Below are 18,588 nucleotides of genomic sequence, written 5' to 3'. Positions count from 1 at the left end.
TATTTCTCTCCAGTGGTGCTGAGCTGGAGCGCGCTCAGGCGAGGCACCTCGTTGGGGTATGGTGTAATCGGCAGCACGACTGATTCTGGTTCAGTTAGTCTAGGTTCGAGTCCTGGTACCCCAGCTGCAGAGGGAAAAAACCGGTCTGGTAAGTTTCTCTCCAGCAACAAGGAAGCAACACCTCCTAGCCCCCGTCGTCTAGCGGCCTAGGACGCCGGCCTCTCACGCCGGTAGCGTGGGTTCGAATCCCATCGGGGGTACGTAACGGGCAAAGGCCCCTGTTTGCGGACATCGCAGACAGGGGCCTTTGCCGTATGTCCGGTTGCCGGCCTCAGCGGGTGCAGGCGCGCCTGGGCCGAAGCACGGCGCGAAGTGGATTCCCTCGACGGTCTCCGCGATGTACTCGGATGCGACCACCTCGACCCTGACGCCTGGTGCTGGGCGGCGGCATCGTGCTCCGCGTACTCGCATCCGGCAGACGACGAGACCGTGTCCGTCAGCGCCGCGACCGAGGCCGAACGCTGCGATCGTCCGATACCACGCGCACCGGCCGACCGTGCGCGTCCACGGGAACCGCCCGCGACCGGTCGGCCACGCTCTCCGGCCCTGGAGGACCACGGCCGGTGCCGACGGGGACCGAGGACGTCCCACGTGTCGACCGTCCACAAGCGCGGGACGACCGTCGGCTCGACATCGCGAACGCGGGCATCGGCTCCGGCCGTGCGGCGATGCCGGACCAATCGCGGGTGGACTACACCAGGCCGGCCGCGGTCCCACCGGCGTCTGTCACCGCCGGCATCGTGAACCCCGTGCGTCTCTCCTGACCCACGACGGCTCCATTGGCCGACAGGTGTTGTTGGCCTACAGGCGTTCCTGGAGCGCGTCGGCGGCGGCGAGCAGATCGGCCGCCCAGCGCGCGCCCGGCTTGCGGCCGATGCGTTCCACCGGTCCCGACACCGACACGGCCGCGACGACCGAACCGGAGGAGTCGCGTACCGGTGCCGACACGCTCGCCACTCCCGGCTCGCGTTCGGCGACGCTCTGCGCCCAGCCCCTGCGCCGCACTTCCAGCAGTGTGCGCTCTCCATAGACCGCCTCGGCGAGGATCGAGCGCTGCGTGTGCGAATCCGCCCACGCGGCTAACACCTTGGCGCCGGAACCCGCCGTCATCGGCAGACGCTGGCCGATCGGCACGGTGTCGCGCAGGCCGCTCGGCGGTTCCGCGGTGGCGACACAGATGCGCTGCACCCCGTCGCGACGGTAGAGCTGCACGCTCTCGCCCGTGATGTCGCGCAGCTTCGGAAGGATCACGCTGGCCGCGTCCAGCAAGGGATCCGTGGTGCCGCCGGCGAGCTCCGCGAGCGCCGTGCCGGGGCGCCAGCGACCGTCAGGTCCCCGGCGCAACAGGCGGTGCGTCTCGAGGCCCACGGCGAGCCGGTGCGCTGTGGCGCGCGGCAATCCCGTGCGAGTGCACAGTTCCGCCAGTCCGCACGGATCTTCGGCGACGGCGTGCAGTACGGCGACGGCCTTGTCGAGGACGCCGATACCGCTTTGCTGGTTTTCAGGGTTATGCTGTCCCACAAGGCGATACTATAATCTCGAAGTTTGGGAAGTCCAGAATCCGGGAGCGACTCTCCCGCTCTCGCCCGAAAACGCTCATTCATGGAGGAGCCCTGATGGCAGACGAACGGGGCCGCACCCTGGCGGAGAAGGTGTGGGACGCGCACACCGTTAGGCGCGGGGAAGGCGCCGAGCCCGACCTGCTCTACATCGACCTGCACCTCGTGCACGAGGTCACCAGCCCGCAGGCGTTCGATGGCCTGCGGTTGGCAGGCCGCCAAGTACGCAGGCCCGATCTCACGATCGCGACCGAGGACCACAACGTCCCCACTGTCGACATCGATCTTCCGATCGCTGACCCGGTCTCCCGAACCCAGGTCGACACGCTTCGCCGCAACTGCAAGGAGTTCGGCGTCCGCCTGCATCCCATGGGCGATGCCGAGCAGGGCATCGTCCACGTCATCGGCCCCCAGCTCGGTCTGACGCAGCCGGGAACGACCGTGGTGTGCGGCGACAGCCACACCTCCACACACGGCGCGTTCGGCGCGATGGCGTTCGGCATCGGCACCTCCGAGGTGGAGCACGTGCTCGCCACGCAGACACTGCCGCTGCGCCCGTTCAAGACGATGGCGATCAACATCGAGGGCACGGTCGGAGAGTCCGTCACGGCGAAGGACATCATCCTCGCCGTCATCGCCAAGATCGGCACCGGCGGTGGGCAGGGCTACGTCCTGGAGTACCGGGGCAGCGCGATCGAGTCGCTGTCCATGGAAGCCAGGATGACCATCTGCAACATGTCGATCGAGGCGGGTGCCCGCGCAGGCATGATCGCCCCCGACGAGACCACCTTCGCCTACCTCGAGGGCCGTCCGCACGCGCCGCAGGGCGCCGACTGGGACGCCGCGGTGGCCGACTGGCGCGAGCTGCGCACCGACGACGACGCCGTCTTCGACGCCGAGGTTCACCTGGATGCGAACGAACTGACCCCCTTCGTCACCTGGGGCACCAACCCCGGCCAGGGTCTCCCGTTGGGGGCCGCCGTGCCCGATCCGACGGCCATCCCGGACGAAAACGAGCGTTTCGCCGCCGAAAAGGCCCTGTCCTATATGGATCTTCAGCCGGGCACTCCGCTGCGCGAGATCGCGGTGGACACCGTCTTCCTCGGCTCCTGCACCAACGGCCGGATCGAGGACCTGAGGGCCGCCGCGGGCGTGCTCCAGGGTCGCACCGTCTCCGAAGGGGTGCGGATGCTCGTGGTCCCTGGTTCGATGCGCGTCCGCAAGGCCGCCGAGGACGAGGGACTTGACCGGATCTTCACCTCCGCCGGTGCCGAGTGGCGTCAGGCGGGCTGCTCGATGTGCCTCGGCATGAACCCGGACCAGTTGCAGCCGGGGGAGCGTAGCGCCTCCACGTCGAACCGCAACTTCGAGGGAAGGCAGGGCAAGGGCGGCCGGACCCATCTGGTGTCGCCGCTCGTGGCCGCCGCAACCGCCGTCCGGGGCACGCTGTCCTCGCCGGAAGACCTGAACTAGACCTCAGCCAGGGAGTCACCGAACCATGGAGCCGTTCACCAAGCACACCGGCGTCGGGGTGCCTTTGCGCAGGTCCAACGTGGACACTGACCAGATCATCCCGGCCGTCTACCTCAAGCGCGTGAGCCGGACGGGCTTCGAGGACGGGCTGTTCGCCGCCTGGCGCGGCGACGAGCAGTTCGTGCTCAACCAGGAGCCGTTCAACCGGGGCAGCGTCCTCGTCGCGGGCCCCGACTTCGGCACCGGATCCTCGCGCGAGCACGCCGTCTGGGCACTGATGGACTACGGCTTCCGGGTGGTCATCTCCGCCCGGTTCGCCGACATCTTCCGCGGCAACGCCGGCAAGCAGGGTCTCGTGGCCGCCCAGTGCGAGCAGGCGGATGTGGAACTGCTGTGGAAGCTGCTCGAAAACGAGCCCGGCACGGAGGTCACGGTGGACCTCGCGGAGAAGACAGTACGGGCCAAGGACTTCGTCGCGACCTTCCAGATCGACGACTACACGCGCTGGCGGCTGCTCGAGGGACTCGATGACATCGCTCTCACCCTTCGACACGCCGACGAGATCGCCTCGTTCGAGGGGCAACGGCCTTCCTGGAAGCCCGTGACCACCCCTCTAGCGGCTTCCTGAGACACGGATTCCCTGCTCAGAAAGGGAATCCGCGCTCGGCCACCGGCCGGCGAAACCACGCCGAACGGCTCCGGAAGGGCCCCGGAAGGGGCTTCGCGGGGGCGTAACAGCGCACCCGATAAGGAAAAAATCCGCGTGCCGTTTGGAATTTGTGCTGCGTTGGTAATACCGTGTGCGCATGACGGCCGGTGTGGCCGGGTAACAAGTAGTTCTTCTTGGAGGACTGGAATGGCCAACAAGGCCCAACTGATCGAGGCGCTCTCCGAGCGTCTGGGCGACAAGAAGGTCGCTTCGCAGGCTGTCGACAACCTCGTCGACATCATCATCCGTACGGTCAACAAGGGCGAGAAGGTGAACATCACCGGCTTCGGTGTGTTCGAGAAGCGCGCCAGGGCTGCCCGTACCGCCAGGAACCCGCGCACCGGCGAGACCGTGCGCGTCAAGAAGACCAACGTTCCGGCCTTCCGCGCCGGTACGACCTTCAAGGACGTGGTGAGCGGCGCTAAGAAGCTGCCGAAGGCCACCACGCCGAAGCGCGCGACGGCTTCCACGTCGCGGAGCACTGGCACCACCACCCGTGCGGCCGCCAGCAGGCCGACCGCGACGCGCAGCACCACCACGCGCACGCGCGCCACGACGGCTCGCAGCACCGCGACCCGCACGGCGACCAAGGCCACCTCCACGCGGACGGCCGCGAAGAGCACCGCCACCAAGGCTGCTCCGAAGACCGCCGCGAAGACTGCCGCCAAGACCACGGCCAAGGCGACCACCGCCAAGGCCACCGCCGCGAAGACCACGGCGAAGAAGGCCCCCGCCAAGACCACGGCGAAGGCCACCACCAAGGCGGCTCCGAAGACCACGGCGAAGCGGACCACCGCTGCCGCCAAGAAGAAGAAGTAAGTCCGTACCGGGCTGTGCCGGTTCATTCCGGCGACACTTCTCGGCAGGGCCCCGCGCCAACTCGGCGCGGGGCCCTGCCGCGTTCGGTACTCAGTCCCGGATTCCTCCGGCCGCGCTCAGTGCTTCGCGGGCTCCGGCGCGGGCATCGGGCTCGGCAGGTACGTCGCCGCCACCAGTCGCGGTCCCTGCTCGCCGGGCGCGAACGACAGCAACCACACCGAACCCTTCTTGCTCGCGACGCCATCGGCCTTCGTGCCGGGCAGGTCGACTCCGCCGTGTTCGGCGAGCGCGCTGACCGCGTCGGGAATGACACCGCCCTGGCTGCACACCACCGCTGTGCCGCCCTCGGCGACGATTCCGAGCAACCGGTCCCACGCCGCCATCGGGTCCTGCCAGTACGTCTGCTCGGACAGCAGGGACTCGTGCGCGATCTCGGAGCCCAGCTCCTCGGCGACTCCCTGCACCGTCTGGACACACCGCAGCCGAGGAGCCGAGTAGACGCGGTCCGGTCCGAACGTCCGCAGCAGCACGCGCAACGCGTCGGCCTGGCGCAGTCCCGCCTCCGAGAGCGGCCGCAGATCGTCGTCGCCCGTCCATTCCTCCCGCTTGCCTGCCTTGCCGTGGCGGACGAGCAGCAGCGTCGTCAGACCGGCGGGCAGCGTCGTGAACTCCCGTAACACCCGCCTGTCGCTGCCGTAGCTCAGCAGCGATTCGGCCTCGGCGGGCGTCAGCCAGCGCAGTTCGTCGACTTCCTCGTTCGGGGTGAATCGTCCTTCACCGGCACTGGCGGCGTAGTAGTCGACCGTTTTCGGACCCTTGGCGACGTCGTATTCGGTCCTTTTCAGGAAACGTCCGAGAACGGCTGTGAACCCCGTTTCCTCGGCCAGTTCCCTCACGGCCGCGACCGGTGCCGTCTCGTCGTGGTCGAGTTTTCCCTTCGGCAGTGACCAGTCGTCATAGCGGGGCCGGTGCACTACGGCGATCTCGATCTCGCCGGATCGCCGGAGCCGCCACAACACGGCTCCGGCGGCCCTGACGGTCTGCTGGTCCGCAGCGTTCACCCGTTGGCTCCGTGCCTGCGCAGCAACTCGACCTGGTGGTCGCGAACCTGGGACGAGTCGGCAGGGGACGGCATCCACTCGCCGGTGGAGCTGAGCACCCAGCAGCGCGTCAGCGGATCCAGCGCCGAGTCGAACACGTCGTCCAGTTGTCCGGTCAGCTTCGGATCCTGCACCTGCACCAGCGCCTCGATCCTGCGGTCGAGGTTGCGGTGCATCATGTCCGCGCTGCCGATCCAGTAGGCGTCGGCTCCCGTGAAGTGGAAGATCCGCGAGTGCTCGAGGAACCGGCCGAGAATCGAGCGCACGCGGATGTTGTCGCTCAGCCCCGGCACACCCGGCTTCAGCGCGCAGATGCCACGCACCACGATGTCCACGGCCACGCCTGCCTGCGACGCCCGGTACAGCCCGTCGATGACCTGTTCGTCGACCAGGGAGTTGCACTTGATGCGCACTCCCGCGGGCGCGCCCGAGGCGGCCAGCTCGATCTCGGTCGCGATGCAGTCGAGGATGCCGCGCCGGATGCCGTTGGGCGAGGTGAGGATGTTGCGGTAGGTCGCCTGCCGCGAATATCCGGTGAGAACGTTGAACAGGTCCGTGAGGTCCGCCCCGATCGCGGGGTCGGCCGTGAGCAGTCCCATGTCCTCGTACAGCCGCGCGGTCTTCGGGTTGTAGTTGCCGGTGCCGATGTGGCAGTAGCGGCGGATGGTGGAGCCCTCCTGGCGCACCACGAGCGACACCTTGCAGTGCGTCTTCAGACCCACGAGGCCGTAGACCACGTGCACGCCCGCGCGTTCCAGTGTGCGCGCCCACGTGATGTTGGCCTGTTCGTCGAAGCGCGCCTTGATCTCCACGAGCGCCACGACCTGCTTGCCGGCCTCCGCCGCGTCGATGAGCGCGTCGACGATGGGGGAGTCGCCGGAGGTGCGGTACAGCGTCTGCTTGATCGCCAGCACCTTCTCGTCGGCGGCAGCCTGCTCGATGAACCGCTGCACGCTCGTCGAGAACGAGTCGTACGGGTGGTGCACCAGCACGTCGCCCTCGCGCAGGGTCGCGAACACGCTCTTGGGCGTCTCGCGTTCACCGAAGGCCGGATGTGTCGCCGGGACGAACGGACGGTCCTTGAGCTCCTTGCGGTCGACGCCGGAGAGCTGGTGCAGGCAGCTGAGGTCGAGCAGCCCCGGCACCTCCACGACGTCGCGCGGGTCGACCTCGAGCTCCCGCAGGAGCAGCTCGAGCATGTGCTCGCTCATGTCCTGGGCGACCTCGAGCCGCACCGGCGGGCCGAAGCGGCGTTGCGCCAGTTCGCGTTCGAGCGCCTGCAGGAGGTCCTCGTCGCGGTCCTCCTCCACCTCGAAGTCCGCGTTGCGCGTGACCCTGAACACGTGGTGCTCGGTGACCTCCATACCGCTGAACAGTTCCCCGAGGTGGGCGGAGATCAGTTCCTCCAGCGGAAGGAAGGTCGCCGCGGCGCTGTCGCGCTGGCGTTCGATGCGCACGAGCCGGGGCACGTTGTTCGGCACCTTCACGCGGGCGAAGCGTTCCGTGCCGCCCTCCGGGTCGCGCACGGTCACGGCCAGGTTGAGCGAGAGCCCCGAGATGTAGGGGAAGGGGTGGGCCGGGTCGACGGCGAGCGGTGTGAGCACCGGGAAGATCTGATCGGTGAAGTACCGGGAGAGCCGCTCCCGGTCGGTCCCCTCCAAATCGGACCACCGGACGATGCGGATGTCCTTGGCCGAGAGCGCGGGCCGGACGTGCTCCTCGAACGCCTCGGTGTGCCGCTCCACGAGATCCTGGTTGCGCTTGGCGATGTAGGACAACTGCTCGCGCGGGGTGAGGCCGTCGGCGCTGCGCACGGACAGGCCCGTCTCGTCCCTGCGCTTCAGGCCCGCGACCCGCACCATGTAGAACTCATCCAAATTGGACGCGAAGATGGCCAGGAACTTGGCGCGCTCGAGCAGCGGCTGGGACTCGTCCTCGGCCAGTGCGAGCACCCTCGCGTTGAAGTCCTGCCAGGAGAGCTCCCGGTTGAAGTACCGGTCGTCGGGCAACGAGTCGACGAGCTCCTGAGCGCCCGTGGCCGCGGGTGGGGCCGAGGGCACGGCGCCCGTCACGATGGCGGGCCCGTGGTCGGGGACGGCGGGGGAGGGAGGGGGCTGGGTGGCTGCACGGACCCGCTGCCCGTCCGGCGACCCACCGGCTGGGGAGATGCTCTCGTCGTTGCTCACCCTTGCATTGTTCCCCACGAAGCGGGCGGTTGCGCAGATCAAATCGAGCACGGCCCGCACGACACTCAGTGCGGCACGCATGTGCTTTCGAGCAGCGCCGTGGTGCTGGGACCGAGACCCAGCAGTCGGGCGTGTTCGAGGTCGTCCGCGGTGTCGACGTCGCTGCGCAGCGACGGCGCGGCGAGCTCGAGCGCGACGGCGCCGGAGGTGGAGTGCGCGTCCGCGGAGCCCTCGCCGAAGCGGGGCGCGAGTGGTTCCCCGCGCCCGGACAGGAGCAGCGTCGTGCCCGTGCCGTGACGGTCGGCGGTGAACGACCTGCGCTCACCCGCCTCCGTGAGCGCGGCCGCGAGGTCGGCGGAGCGCAGCGCGGGCAGGTCGGCCTGCAACGCGCCGACGACGGCACCGGGATCGGCCGACCGGAGCAATCGCTCGCCGGTGCGCAGCGCGCCGTTGAGGCCGTGCTCGCCGTTCTGGCCGTGCTCGCCCGTCACCTCGGCGCCGAGCTCGCGCAACGCGGCCAGCGCCTCCGGGTCGGTGCCGACGACGAGGAGCCTGCGGATTCCGGAGGCCGCCGTCGCGGCCCGCACCGTGTCCGAGGCGAGCGCGAGCACGAGCGCCGCGTGGCGGTCCGTGTCCGCCGGGTAGCCGAGTGCGCCCCGCAGCCGCGACTTGCCTGCGCGGGGCGGCTTCATCGGCACGATGAGGTCTGTGGCCACGCCCCCATCTTTACCCATCCAGGCCGTGACGTGCCTGTGGGAGGATCGGCTGAGCTCGTGCAACAGGTTGAGGAGGAGTCTTGGCTGATCGGGAGAAGGGTGGCTTCTGGGTCGGGGCGGCCGCGGTGCTGTTCTATCCGTTGACCTGGATGAGCAGGAGCGTCTACCACGGCGCCGAGCGGATCCCGAAGGACGGACCCGTACTGCTCGTCATGAACCACGTCTCGCACCTCGACCCCGCCGTGGACGCGGTGTTCGTGCACCGCAACAAGCGGGTGCCCCGGTTCATGGCCAAGGAGAGCCTCTTCCGGATCCCGGTCTTCGGCAAGATCCTCGGCGGCTCGGGCGGCATTCCCGTCTACCGCGGCAGCTCCAGCGCGGGCGATAGCCTCAAGGCCGCGCACGAGACACTGCAGAACGGCAAGCTCGTCCTCATCTATCCAGAGGGGACGATCACCAAGGACCCCGAGGGCTGGCCCAAGCGTTCCTACACCGGCGTGGCCAGGCTGGCGCTGCAGAACGACGTGCCGGTGGTGCCCGTGGCGCGCTGGGGCACGCAGAAGATCTGGAACGGCTACACCAAGAAGTTCCGTCCCCTGCCGCGCAAGACGGTGGTCCACTCCGTCGGCGAGCCGGTGGAGCTGGCGAAGTACCGCGACCTCGAACCCACGCCGGCCGTGCTGCGCGAGGTCACCGACCTGCTCATGGCCGAGGTGCTGAAGCTGCTCGTCGACGTCAGGGGCGAAGAGCCGCCCGCCAAGAGCGACGCGGAGGACCGTGGCTGACATGACCGGCGTCACTGTGCAGTCGGTCACGGTGCTCGGCGCGGGTTCGTGGGGCACCACGTTCGCCAAGGTGCTCGCCGACGCGGGCCGCGACGTCACGATGTGGGCGCGCCGCGCCGAGGTCGCGGCCGAGATCCGGGACGGCCACACCAACAGCCGCTACCTGCCCGGCGTCGAGCTGCCCTCGCGGCTCACCGCCACGTCCGATCCCGCTGAGGCGCTCGCGGGCGCGGAGGCCGTGGTGCTCGCCGTGCCGAGCCAGAGCCTGCGCGCGAACCTCACCGGCTGGCGCGAGCTGCTGCCGCGCGAGGCGATCCTGGTGAGTCTCGCCAAGGGCGTCGAACTCGGTTCGCTCAAGCGGATGAGCGAGGTCATCAGCGAGATCGCGGAGGTGCCCTCCGGCGACGTCGTCGTGGTGTCGGGACCCAACCTCGCCAAGGAGATCGCGCAGCGCCAGCCCGCCGCGGCGGTGCTCGCGAGCGCGGACCACGACCGCGCGGTGGCGATCCAGCAGGCGAGCTTCAACAGCTACTTCCGGCCCTACACCAACACCGATGTCGTGGGGTGCGAGCTCGGCGGCGCGTGCAAGAACGTGATCGCGCTCAGCTGCGGCATCGCCTCCGGGCTCGGTTTCGGGGCCAACACGATGGCGACGCTCATCACCCGCGGGCTCGCGGAGACGGCCAGGCTCGGCGCGAAGCTCGGCGCGGACCCGCTCACGTTCGCCGGGCTGGCGGGCGTGGGCGATCTGGTCGCCACGTGCGCGTCGCCGTTGTCGCGCAACCGGACCTTCGGCGAGCGCATCGGGCGCGGCGAGACGACCGCGCAGGCGCAGGAAGCCGTCGGCGGGCAGGTGGCCGAGGGAGTCATGTCATGCCAGTCGATCCGTGAGCTCGCCCGCGGCGTCGGGGTGGACATGCCCATCACCGAGGCGATGTACCGCGTGTGCCACGAGGGGATGGACCCGGTGCGCGTGGGCGCGGAGCTGCTGGGCAGGCAGCAGAAACACGAGTGGTCGTAAAGGGCGCCCACGGGCTGGAATCGGTTTGACGCGCTGTGTCGGCGCTGGTTTGCTGTGCGGCATGTCGGCGCGAGCTGGGTACGGAGCGTGGGGCCTTTCCGGTCTCCGCGCCGTCGTCTGCGCGCCGTGTCCTTGTTGTTGTCGCCGGTGACCGACTAGTCCCGGATCTCTCGACTTCAGCCATTTCGCCCCAGCTCTGCCAGCAAGGACCTGTCACCCCCATGTTCGCTGTTCCCGAGAACACCATTGCCTCCGCTGCCGCGCCCAACCCGGTGCTGCGCCACCCCGTCCGCACCGCGCTCGAGTACGCGGCCGATCGCGACCGCTGGCGCAATGTGCTGCGCTACGACCCCGACGAGCGCTTCGCCGCGTTGCTCGAGCGCACAGCCGACGAGGAGATCTGGCTGCTCAGCTGGCTTCCCGGCCAGCACACCGGTCTGCACGACCACGGCGAGTCGACCGGCGCCTTCACCATCGTCAGCGGAACCCTCACCGAGACCGTCACGCGCAGGGCTCCCGGTGGCCGCGTGCTGACCGAGCTGCACACGCCGTCGGCGGGACAGTCGCGCGTCTTCGGTCCCGGCTACGTGCACGAGGTGCGCAACGACGGACCGGATCCCGCCGTGAGCGTGCACGTCTACCGCGAGGGCGGCCGCACGCTGCGCCCGCACCACCTCGACCCGCTGACCGGCCCCGTGCGGGTTTGACCTCGCTCACCAACCTCACGACAGCGCGCAAGGGGTCGTGGTGGTGGCCGCGGGAGCCACGGGAACCAGGCCCGTGGGAACGGCGATCGGTTCGCTGATCGCGATCGGGTTCGGCCTGGTTTTCGTCGTGGCCACCGTGGGCGAGCTGCCCGCCGGTGTCGCGCTGGGCATCCGGATCGCGGGCGGCGTGGTCGCGTTCGTCCTCGCCGTCGCGGTGCTGCGGGTCGCGCGCGGGCCCGTGGACACTCCCGCCGGGGACTCCGGGCTCGCCGTGCGGAGGTACTGGGCGGTCGCCGGTGCCGAGGGGCTCGCGTTGTTCGGCGGGATCGTCGTGCTGAACGCGGTGTTCGACCGTCCCGAGTTCGTCGTGCCGTGGATCGCCTTCGTGGTGGGCGTCCATTTCGTGGCGCTGGCCAAGGTGTGGCGGCTCGCGCTGTTCGTGCCGTTGGGCGCGGTGCTCGTCGTGTTCGGTGCCGCGGGAGCCGTGCTCGCGGCGGCGGGTGCGGACCTCGGCGTCGTCGGACTCGTCTCCGGCGTGTGCTCCGGGACCGCGTTGTTCGGCTCGGTGCTCGCCGCGCTCGCTGCCTTCGGCGTGACCCGTCAGGGATGCGTGCGCGCGACGACGTGGTCCGGAATCGGGGTCTCGCCCGGCACGTAGGGGGCCGGAGTCGGCTCGCCGAAGCTCGTGCGCAGCGGCAGGACGCCGGCCCACGCGGTGCCCTCGGCCAGATCCTCGGGCTCGTCGGAGGGATCGCCGGACCGGATTTTCACCGACGCCTCGGTGAGATCGAGCGTCAGCACGGCCACCGCGGCGAGCTCTTTCGAGTTCACTTCGCGCGCGTGTTCCCACGATCCCGGCGTGAGGTGATCGGTGATGGTCCGCAGGCCGTGCAGCTTCTCCTCGGCCTCGGTGACCGCTCTGGCCCTTCCGTGGACGACCGCGCTGCGGTAGTTCATCGAGTGGTTGTTCAGTGAGCGGGCGTAGACGATTCCGTCCAGAATCGTCACCGTCACACAGACGTCGACGTGTGCGGCGGCCGCTCGGAGGTTTCCAGAGCCCGTCGAACCGTGAAAATAGAGCGTGTCGCCGTCCCGGCCGTAGCCGGTGGGAAGGACCACGGGAGATCCGTTCAGGACGAGGCCAACGTGGCAGATGAGCGCCTCGTCGAGAACGCCGTGGAGGTCCGCGCGGTCGAGTGCGGCCCGGTTCTTCTTGCGGGTGAGCGTGCTGCGCGTGGTGGAGGACAGTGGTGCGGGCATGCGCAGAGCCTGACACCGATAGTGGCACCATAGAATGGCCACAGTTGCGGAAGTATAGGAGGCCACTTTGACTCGGGGTGATACCGCGTTGCCGGTCACGCTCGATCGGGGCTCCGCTGTTCCGCTCGCCGTGCAGCTGGCTGACAAGCTGCGCGAGTCGGCGGCGACAGGGCACCTGCGCGGCGGCGACCGGCTGCCGTCCACGAGGGCGCTCGCGGACCGGCTCGGGGTGAGCAGGACCGTCACCTCTGCCGCCTACGAGCAGTTGCACGCCGAGGGCTGGATCCTCGGCAGGCACGGTTCCGGCACCTACGTCACCACCTCGCCGCCCGCCGCGCGGCCGGAGCGCAGGGGCTTCGTCACCAACGACGAGGCCCCCGACAACCTGCTCATGCTCACCCCCGGGGTGCCGTGGGCCGACGGGCTCGACCGCGCCGCGTGGCGCAGGGCGTGGCGCGCAGCCGCCGACACCGCGCCCGCCGCGTACCTCAACCGGGCCGGCATCACCGAATACCGCGCCGCCATCTCGGAACACCTGCTGCGCCACCGGGGGCTCGACGCGGGCACCGACTCCGTGCTGGCGACCGGTGGCACCACCGCCGCGGTGGTGGAACTGGCGAGCGCGGTGCTGCGGCCGGGCGACCTCGTGGCCGTGGAGGAACCCGGCTACCAGCGTGCTGTGCAGGCCTTCCGGCGCGCGGGCGTGCGCGTGGTGGGTGTGCCGATCGACGGCCAGGGGCTGCGCCCACAGGCGCTGCCCTCGGGAGTTCGCGCCGTGTACTGCTCACCCGCGCACCAGTACCCGCTGGGCTGCCGGATGAGCGCGGCGCGCCGCGTCGAGCTGGTGGAGCGGGCGCGTGCGGAGCACTTCCTCGTCGTGGAGGACGACTACGACGGTGAGCTCCGCTACGACGTCGCGCCGCTGCCGCTGCTGGCGTCGCTGGCCCCCGATGTGGTGGTGCACCTGGGAACCACGAGCAAGATCCTCACGCCGACGCTCGGCGCGGGCTGGATGGTGGCGCCGCCCTCGGTGACCACCGCGGTGCTCGACTACCGCGAGCTCACCGGCACGCGGCCCTCGCCCGCGGGGCAGTGGGTGCTCGTGGAGCTCGCGCGCCACGGCGACCTCGGCAGGCACCTGCGCAGGCTGCGCCGGGAACTCTCCGAGCGAAGGACGATGCTCGTGGGGGCGTTCAAGAAGGCGGGCGTTCCCGTGCTCGGCGACGACGCGGGCGCGCACCTGGTCGTGCCACTGCCGACGCAGGAGGACGAACGCGAGCGCGTGAGCGCGGGCAAACGGCGTGGTGTGCTGCTCGACGGACTCGGCAGGCACTTCGCCCGCACCCCCACCGTCTACGGCGTCGCCGTCGGTTACGCGGGCTGCTCCCGCGAGGGGCTGCAGGAGTCGCTGTGGGTGCTCGTCGACCTCCTGCGTCAACGGCCCCGGTAGGGTGACCGGCCATGAGTAGCCGCAAGACGCGAGTGGCCGTCGTATTCGGCGGCCGCAGCACCGAGCACACCATTTCCTGCGTATCGGCAGGCAGCGTGCTGGCGAACCTCGATCCCGACCGGTTCGAGATCGTCCCCATCGGCATCACCGAGGCCGGTGGCTGGGTGCTGGGCACGAATGACCCGCAGGCGCTGCGGATCGAGGGCACGCGCCTGCCTGCCGTCGAGGACGGCAAGGCGCTCGTGCTGGCGGGAGACCCCACCTCGCAGGGCGTGGTGAGCCTGGAACCCGGCAGCGAGAGCGAGGTCCTCAGCGGCGTCGACGTCGTGTTCCCCGTGCTGCACGGGGCCTTCGGCGAGGACGGGACCATCCAGGGACTGCTCGAGCTCGCCGACATCCCCTACGTGGGAGCCGGTGTGCTGGCCAGCGCCGCCGCGATGGACAAGGAGTTCGCCAAGAAGCTCCTCGCCGCGGAGGACCTGCCGGTCGGCACCTACGCGACGGTCCGGCGTGGACAGTCGACTCTGGATGACGCCGACCGCGAGCGGCTCGGGCTGCCGGTGTTCGTCAAGCCGGCGAGGGCGGGTTCGTCCATCGGGATCACCAAGGTCACCGACTGGTCGCAGCTGGACGAGGCCATCGCGCTCGCCAGGCAGACCGACCCCAAGGTGCTCGTGGAGGCCGCGGTCGTGGGCCGCGAGGTCGAGTGCGGCGTGCTGGAGTTCCCCGACGGGCGCGTGGAAGCCTCGCTGCCCGCCGAGATCAGGGTGCTCGCCGAGGCCGAGGACGCCTGGTACGACTTCGAGACCAAGTACCTGGGCGAGGCCGCCGAGCTCGACATTCCCGCGAAGCTCGACGACTCCGTGACAGAGCGGCTGCGGGCGGCCGCGGTGCGCGCGTTCGCCGCGCTCGACTGCCAGGGCCTCGCCCGCGTGGACTTCTTCGTCGGCGAGGACGGCGAGCTGACCATCAACGAGGTCAACACGATGCCCGGATTCACCTCCACCTCGGCCTACCCGAAGATGTGGACGGTCACCGGCGTCGACTACCCGAGGTTGCTCGAGACGCTGGTGGAGACCGCGCTCGCGCGTGGCACCGGCCTGCGCTAGTTGGTCCGGACCTCCGTCGCGGGCAGCGCGCCCGCGACGGTGTCCGAGATCTGCTGCAGCGGGCCCGTGCCCGATCCGGCGGGCACGGTGAGCGCCAGGTAGGTGGCGCGGTCCACGACGTACCAGGTGGCCGCGCCCTCGCCGGGCACGTCCAGCCATTGGACGCCGTTGATCTGGCGCAGCGACGACGTCGGGCTCAGCTCCGGCGGGCGGTCGAGCCCGCAGCGCAGCACCACGGGATCGCCCTCGCCCCACGCGACGGTCGCCGGGGGAGCGGGCTCGGCGAGCTCGCGCCGCTCCAGCGTCTCGCCGGAGGACTCCAGCTCGGCGGGCGCCGCCTCGATCAGTGACCGGCAGTCGGCGGAGCCGGACTTAGGTGCGGGGATCGACACGAGGGGCAGCGGGCCGGTGCCGGGTTCCTCCTCGCCGGAGGACGTCAGGCCCAGGACGGCCACCACGGCCGCGAGTGCCGCCGCGAGCACGGCGGCGACGACGATCAACACCCGGGGAGGTCCACCTGCGTCGGTCACGCCCCCAACTACAGCACAGGCCTACAGGTGGACCACGGGACAGGTCAGCGTCCGCGTGATGCCCTCCACGTTCTGCACCCTCGCGACCACCAGCTGGCCGAGCTGGTCGACGTTGTCGGCCTCGGCGCGGACGATGACGTCATAGGGACCGGTGACATCCTCCGAGCTCGTGACGCCGGGGATCCCGGCGATCTCGGCCGCGACGGAGGCTGCCTTGCCTACCTCGGTCTGGATGAGGATGTATGCGTGGACCACGGCGCGCCCCTTCGTCTGGATGGGTTCGGCAAGCTCAAGATAGGAACGTTGAAGCAACGTACCCCAACGGGACAACGATCGGACATCCAATGAGTCTCGGGCTACACCGGAGGTGACAGTGGAGGACAGACCAGTGACCGGACACGCCGCGGGTGGCGCGGGCGACACCGTGGCCTCGGTCGGCGAGTTCGGCCTGATCCGCGCGGTCACCGCGAACCGCACCCAGCCGTCGACGACGCTGCTCGGGCCCGGCGACGACGCGGCCGTCGTCGCCGCGCCCGACGGCAGGGTCGTGGTGTCGACGGACGTGCTGGTGCACGGCGTGCACTTCCGGTTGGACTGGTCCACTCCAGAGCAGGTCGGGCACAAGGCCGTCGCCGTGAACCTGGCGGACATCGCGGCGATGGGAGCCGTACCGACCTCCGTCGTGGTCGGGATCGCTTGCCCTCCCGACCAGAAGACCGCGGTGATCACCGAGCTCATGGACGGCGTTGCCGCGGAGGCGGGCCGCGCACGTGTGGGCCTGGTCGGCGGCGACATGGTGCGCTCGGAGCAGTTGGTGATCAGTGTCACGGCGCTGGGCGACCTCGGCGGCCGGCCTCCCGTGACGAGGTCCGGCGCGCGGCCCGGCGACATCGTGGCCGTGTGCGGACGGCTCGGCTGGGCCGCGGCGGGGCTCGCCGTGCTGGGCAGGGGCTTCCGGTCGCCGGTGGGCGTGGTCAACGCGCAGCGCTTCCCCGAGCCGCCCTACGCCGCGGGACCCGCGGCCGCGCTGGCGGGCGCCACGTCGATGATCGACGTCTCCGACGGCCTGCTCGCCGACCTCGGCCACCTCGCCGAGGAGTCCGGCGTCGGCATCGACGTGCACACCGACCGCCTCGACGTCGGCCGCAAGCTCACCGACGTCGGCACCGCGCTCGGCGCCGACCCGCTGCACTGGGTGCTCACCGGCGGCGAGGACCACGCGCTCGCCGCGACGTTCCCCTCGTTCACCGACCTGCCGGAGGGCTGGCTGCGCATCGGCACCGTGCTGCTGCCCGACACCGGGCTCACCGTGGACGGCAAACCGTACGAGCACGAAAGCGGTTGGGAGCACTGGCGCTGATCGGGTTTCATGGCGGCGTGGACATTCGAGTAGTGCCGTTCGATCACCCGGACGCGGTGAAGCTGATCGACCTCGTGCAGCAGGAGTACGTCACGCGCTACGGCGATCCCGACGTGACTCCGGTCGCGCCGAGGGAGTTCGCGCCGCCGCGCGGCCTGTTCCTGGTCGGCTACCTCGCGGGCGTCGCCGTGGCGTGCGGCGGCTGGCGGGCGCACGACGGACCCGAGCCCACGTTCCGGCCGGGCGACGCCGAGCTCAAACGGATGTTCGTGCTGGACACCGAACGCGGCAAGGGCTTCGCCCGCGCGCTGCTCGCGGAACTGGAGCGCACCGCTCTCGCCGCCGGTCGCAGGCGCGCGGTGCTCGAGACCGGCACCGAACAGCCGGAGGCGATCGCGCTGTACCGTTCCTCGGGCTACGGCGACATCCCCGGTTTCGGCGTCTACCGCGACGAGCCGGAGAGCGTGTACCTCGCGAAGGAACTGAAGGAGAGCTAGCGACCCCATGGCGATCTACGCACTCGGTGAGCTCGAGCCCACGATCCACTCCGACGCCTACGTGCACCCCGACGCCACCGTGATCGGTGACGTGCGGATCGGCGCGTTCGCCTCGGTGTGGCCGCAGACCGTGCTGCGGGGCGACAACGGCTACATCGAGCTGGGGGAGCGCTCCAACATCCAGGACGGCTGCGTGGTGCACTGCACGCGCAAGGACCCGACGATCCTCGGCGCCGACTCGGCCATCGGGCACGCGGTGCACGTCGAGGGCGCGCGGATCGGCACGGGCTGCCTCATCGCGTCGGGTTCGGTGGTGCTCAACGGCACTGTGGTCGAGGACGGCGCGATGGTCGGGGCCGGTGCCGTGGTCTCGTACAACGGCCACGTTCCCGCGGGGCACATCGCACTGGGTGTTCCGGCGAAGACGCGGCCCAACACCTCGTTCGGTCCGGACAAGATCGCGCGTGTGGTGAACAGCTACGTGGAGCGGGCCAAGCGGTTCCGTGCCGAACTGAGGCGCCTGGACTGAGCCCGCTAGGGTTGCGTGCCGTGACCGGACGAGCGCTGCACGAGATCATCGAACCGGGCTGGGCGAGCGCACTCGCCCCGGTCGAGGCCAAGATCACCGCGATGGGCGAGTTCCTGCGCGAGGAGGTCGCCCAGGGCCGCAAGTACCTGCCCTCCGGCGATCACATCCTGCGCGCGTTCCAGCAGCCGTTCGACGGCGTGCGCGTGCTCATCGTCGGCCAGGACCCGTACCCGACGCCCGGCCACCCGATCGGCCTGTGCTTCGCCGTGGCGCCGGAGGTCCGGCCGTTGCCGAAGAGCCTCATCAACATCTACCGCGAGTACTGCGAGGACCTGGGCCACCCGCCGCCCTCCAACGGCGACCTGACGCCGTGGACAGAGCAGGGTGTGCTGCTGCTCAACAGGGCGCTCACGGTGCAGCCCGGCAAGCCGAACTCCCACCAGGGCAAGGGCTGGGAGGACATCACCGAGCAGGCCATCAAGGCACTCGCCGCGCGCGAGGAGCCGATGGTGGCGATCCTCTGGGGCAGCAACGCGCGCAGGCTCAAGCCGTTGCTCGGCGCCATTCCGTGCGTCGAGTCGGTGCACCCGAGCCCGCTCTCGGCGCACAACGGCTTCTTCGGCTCCCGTCCGTTCAGCCGCGTCAACGAGCTACTGCAACAGCAGGGCGCCGAGCCGATCGACTGGAAGCTGCCGTAGGCGGACCATGACCCGAACAT

General features: G+C 70.1%; 20 protein-coding genes and 2 tRNA genes. 15 read left to right on the top strand and 7 right to left on the bottom strand.

What is annotated here, in order from left to right; translation table 11 throughout:
* Positions 1-52 precede the first annotated feature (52 nt).
* Together JHE00_RS21295 and JHE00_RS21290 are read left to right on the top strand one after the other, a co-directional pair.
* A tRNA-Gln gene (locus tag JHE00_RS21295) sits at positions 53-124 on the top strand.
* Between the two features lie 63 nt (positions 125-187).
* Positions 188-260: transfer RNA gene (locus JHE00_RS21290), tRNA-Glu, on the top strand.
* A 601-nt stretch (positions 261-861) separates the two neighbouring features.
* Here JHE00_RS21290 and JHE00_RS21285 read toward each other — a convergent pair.
* Entirely contained in the window at positions 862-1,581 is a 720-nt protein-coding gene (locus tag JHE00_RS21285) for an IclR family transcriptional regulator (protein WP_200320835.1), read from the bottom strand.
* Between the two features lie 95 nt (positions 1,582-1,676).
* On the opposite strand from JHE00_RS21285, the gene leuC reads away from it, so the two are divergent.
* From leuC to JHE00_RS21270, 3 genes are all read left to right on the top strand, one after another.
* Positions 1,677-3,092 carry a 3-isopropylmalate dehydratase large subunit gene (gene leuC / locus JHE00_RS21280; protein WP_200320833.1) on the top strand — a complete coding sequence of 472 codons (1,416 nt, stop codon included), beginning with the start codon at positions 1,677-1,679 and terminating at the stop codon, positions 3,090-3,092.
* Positions 3,093-3,117: 25 nt separating this feature from the next.
* Entirely contained in the window at positions 3,118-3,720 is a 603-nt protein-coding gene (gene leuD, locus JHE00_RS21275; RefSeq protein ID WP_200320830.1) for a 3-isopropylmalate dehydratase small subunit, read from the top strand.
* Between the two features lie 228 nt (positions 3,721-3,948).
* Entirely contained in the window at positions 3,949-4,620 is a 672-nt protein-coding gene (locus JHE00_RS21270) for an HU family DNA-binding protein (RefSeq protein WP_200320828.1), read from the top strand.
* 116 nt (positions 4,621-4,736) lie between these two features.
* Here JHE00_RS21270 and JHE00_RS21265 read toward each other — a convergent pair whose 3' ends face one another.
* The 3 genes from JHE00_RS21265 to cofC form a co-directional block, all read right to left on the bottom strand.
* The gene (locus tag JHE00_RS21265; protein WP_307832043.1) at positions 4,737-5,681 is read right to left on the bottom strand and encodes an NUDIX hydrolase; all 945 of its coding nucleotides are present in this window, start codon (positions 5,679-5,681) and stop codon (positions 4,737-4,739) included.
* On the bottom strand, positions 5,678-7,906 hold the full coding sequence (locus tag JHE00_RS21260) for an RNA degradosome polyphosphate kinase (RefSeq protein ID WP_200320826.1): 2,229 nt from the start codon (positions 7,904-7,906) through the stop codon (positions 5,678-5,680). The genes JHE00_RS21265 and JHE00_RS21260 overlap by 4 nt, the downstream gene beginning before the upstream one ends.
* 65 nt (positions 7,907-7,971) lie before the next feature.
* A complete protein-coding gene (cofC, locus tag JHE00_RS21255; protein ID WP_307832042.1) occupies positions 7,972-8,622 on the bottom strand; it encodes a 2-phospho-L-lactate guanylyltransferase in 651 nt (216 codons plus the stop codon).
* An 80-nt stretch (positions 8,623-8,702) separates the two neighbouring features.
* Between cofC and JHE00_RS21250 the strand changes: the two genes are divergently transcribed.
* From JHE00_RS21250 to JHE00_RS21235, 4 genes are all read left to right on the top strand, one after another.
* The gene (locus JHE00_RS21250) at positions 8,703-9,407 is read left to right on the top strand and encodes a lysophospholipid acyltransferase family protein (RefSeq protein ID WP_200320821.1); all 705 of its coding nucleotides are present in this window, start codon (positions 8,703-8,705) and stop codon (positions 9,405-9,407) included.
* A gap of 1 nt (position 9,408) precedes the next feature.
* Positions 9,409-10,428, top strand: a complete 1,020-nt coding sequence (locus tag JHE00_RS21245) for an NAD(P)H-dependent glycerol-3-phosphate dehydrogenase (protein WP_200320819.1) — start codon at positions 9,409-9,411, stop codon at positions 10,426-10,428.
* Between the two features lie 221 nt (positions 10,429-10,649).
* The gene (locus JHE00_RS21240; RefSeq protein ID WP_200320817.1) at positions 10,650-11,135 is read left to right on the top strand and encodes a cysteine dioxygenase; all 486 of its coding nucleotides are present in this window, start codon (positions 10,650-10,652) and stop codon (positions 11,133-11,135) included.
* 73 nt (positions 11,136-11,208) lie between these two features.
* Positions 11,209-11,793: a hypothetical protein gene (locus tag JHE00_RS21235; protein ID WP_307832041.1), complete on the top strand. Its 585-nt coding sequence runs from the start codon at positions 11,209-11,211 to the stop codon at positions 11,791-11,793.
* Here JHE00_RS21235 and JHE00_RS21230 read toward each other — a convergent pair.
* Positions 11,736-12,395 carry a pyridoxamine 5'-phosphate oxidase family protein gene (locus JHE00_RS21230; RefSeq protein WP_200320813.1) on the bottom strand — a complete coding sequence of 220 codons (660 nt, stop codon included), beginning with the start codon at positions 12,393-12,395 and terminating at the stop codon, positions 11,736-11,738. The two genes, JHE00_RS21235 and JHE00_RS21230, sit on opposite strands and share 58 nt — an antisense overlap.
* Before the next feature lie 67 nt (positions 12,396-12,462).
* Between JHE00_RS21230 and pdxR the strand changes: the two genes are divergently transcribed.
* Together pdxR and JHE00_RS21220 are read left to right on the top strand one after the other, a co-directional pair.
* Positions 12,463-13,845 carry a MocR-like pyridoxine biosynthesis transcription factor PdxR gene (pdxR, locus tag JHE00_RS21225; protein ID WP_200320811.1) on the top strand — a complete coding sequence of 461 codons (1,383 nt, stop codon included), beginning with the start codon at positions 12,463-12,465 and terminating at the stop codon, positions 13,843-13,845.
* A gap of 11 nt (positions 13,846-13,856) precedes the next feature.
* Positions 13,857-14,954 carry a D-alanine--D-alanine ligase family protein gene (locus JHE00_RS21220; protein ID WP_200320809.1) on the top strand — a complete coding sequence of 366 codons (1,098 nt, stop codon included), beginning with the start codon at positions 13,857-13,859 and terminating at the stop codon, positions 14,952-14,954.
* On the opposite strand, the gene JHE00_RS21215 is transcribed toward JHE00_RS21220, so the two are convergent.
* Together JHE00_RS21215 and JHE00_RS21210 are read right to left on the bottom strand one after the other, a co-directional pair.
* Complete coding sequence (locus tag JHE00_RS21215; protein ID WP_307832040.1) at positions 14,951-15,457, bottom strand: DUF3515 domain-containing protein; 507 nt, start codon at positions 15,455-15,457, stop codon at positions 14,951-14,953. The genes JHE00_RS21220 and JHE00_RS21215 overlap by 4 nt on opposite strands.
* Before the next feature lie 48 nt (positions 15,458-15,505).
* Entirely contained in the window at positions 15,506-15,739 is a 234-nt protein-coding gene (locus JHE00_RS21210; RefSeq protein ID WP_200320804.1) for an Lrp/AsnC family transcriptional regulator, read from the bottom strand.
* Between the two features lie 133 nt (positions 15,740-15,872).
* Here JHE00_RS21210 and JHE00_RS21205 point away from each other — a divergent pair, with 133 nt between their 5' ends.
* From JHE00_RS21205 to JHE00_RS21190, 4 genes are read left to right on the top strand one after another with little or no spacing between them, the layout of a single operon-like run.
* On the top strand, positions 15,873-16,844 hold the full coding sequence (locus tag JHE00_RS21205; protein ID WP_200320802.1) for a thiamine-phosphate kinase: 972 nt from the start codon (positions 15,873-15,875) through the stop codon (positions 16,842-16,844).
* A gap of 17 nt (positions 16,845-16,861) precedes the next feature.
* Positions 16,862-17,341: a GNAT family N-acetyltransferase gene (locus JHE00_RS21200; protein WP_200320800.1), complete on the top strand. Its 480-nt coding sequence runs from the start codon at positions 16,862-16,864 to the stop codon at positions 17,339-17,341.
* A 7-nt stretch (positions 17,342-17,348) separates the two neighbouring features.
* Entirely contained in the window at positions 17,349-17,870 is a 522-nt protein-coding gene (locus tag JHE00_RS21195) for a gamma carbonic anhydrase family protein (protein ID WP_200320798.1), read from the top strand.
* Positions 17,871-17,890: 20 nt separating this feature from the next.
* The gene (locus tag JHE00_RS21190; protein ID WP_200320796.1) at positions 17,891-18,568 is read left to right on the top strand and encodes a uracil-DNA glycosylase; all 678 of its coding nucleotides are present in this window, start codon (positions 17,891-17,893) and stop codon (positions 18,566-18,568) included.
* The last annotated feature ends 20 nt before the right edge of the window (positions 18,569-18,588 follow it).

This window comes from Prauserella cavernicola (genome assembly GCF_016595675.1).
GTDB lineage: Bacteria > Actinomycetota > Actinomycetes > Mycobacteriales > Pseudonocardiaceae > Prauserella_A > Prauserella_A cavernicola.
The sequence above is the reverse complement of the archived record's forward strand: the minus strand, read 5'-3'. Positions and strand labels throughout refer to the sequence as shown.

What these genes read in the sequence shown, in the direction of transcription:
- leuC (WP_200320833.1), top strand. Translation starts at nt 1,677, where the DNA reads ATGGCAGACGAACGGGGCCGCACCCTGGCGGAGAAGGTGTGGGACGCG.
- leuD (WP_200320830.1), top strand. Translation starts at nt 3,118, where the DNA reads ATGGAGCCGTTCACCAAGCACACCGGCGTCGGGGTGCCTTTGCGCAGG.
- JHE00_RS21270 (WP_200320828.1), top strand. Translation starts at nt 3,949, where the DNA reads ATGGCCAACAAGGCCCAACTGATCGAGGCGCTCTCCGAGCGTCTGGGC.
- JHE00_RS21245 (WP_200320819.1), top strand. Translation starts at nt 9,409, where the DNA reads ATGACCGGCGTCACTGTGCAGTCGGTCACGGTGCTCGGCGCGGGTTCG.
- JHE00_RS21240 (WP_200320817.1), top strand. Translation starts at nt 10,650, where the DNA reads ATGTTCGCTGTTCCCGAGAACACCATTGCCTCCGCTGCCGCGCCCAAC.
- JHE00_RS21230 (WP_200320813.1), bottom strand. Translation starts at nt 12,395, where the DNA reads ATGCCCGCACCACTGTCCTCCACCACGCGCAGCACGCTCACCCGCAAG.
- JHE00_RS21220 (WP_200320809.1), top strand. Translation starts at nt 13,857, where the DNA reads ATGAGTAGCCGCAAGACGCGAGTGGCCGTCGTATTCGGCGGCCGCAGC.
- JHE00_RS21195 (WP_200320798.1), top strand. Translation starts at nt 17,349, where the DNA reads ATGGCGATCTACGCACTCGGTGAGCTCGAGCCCACGATCCACTCCGAC.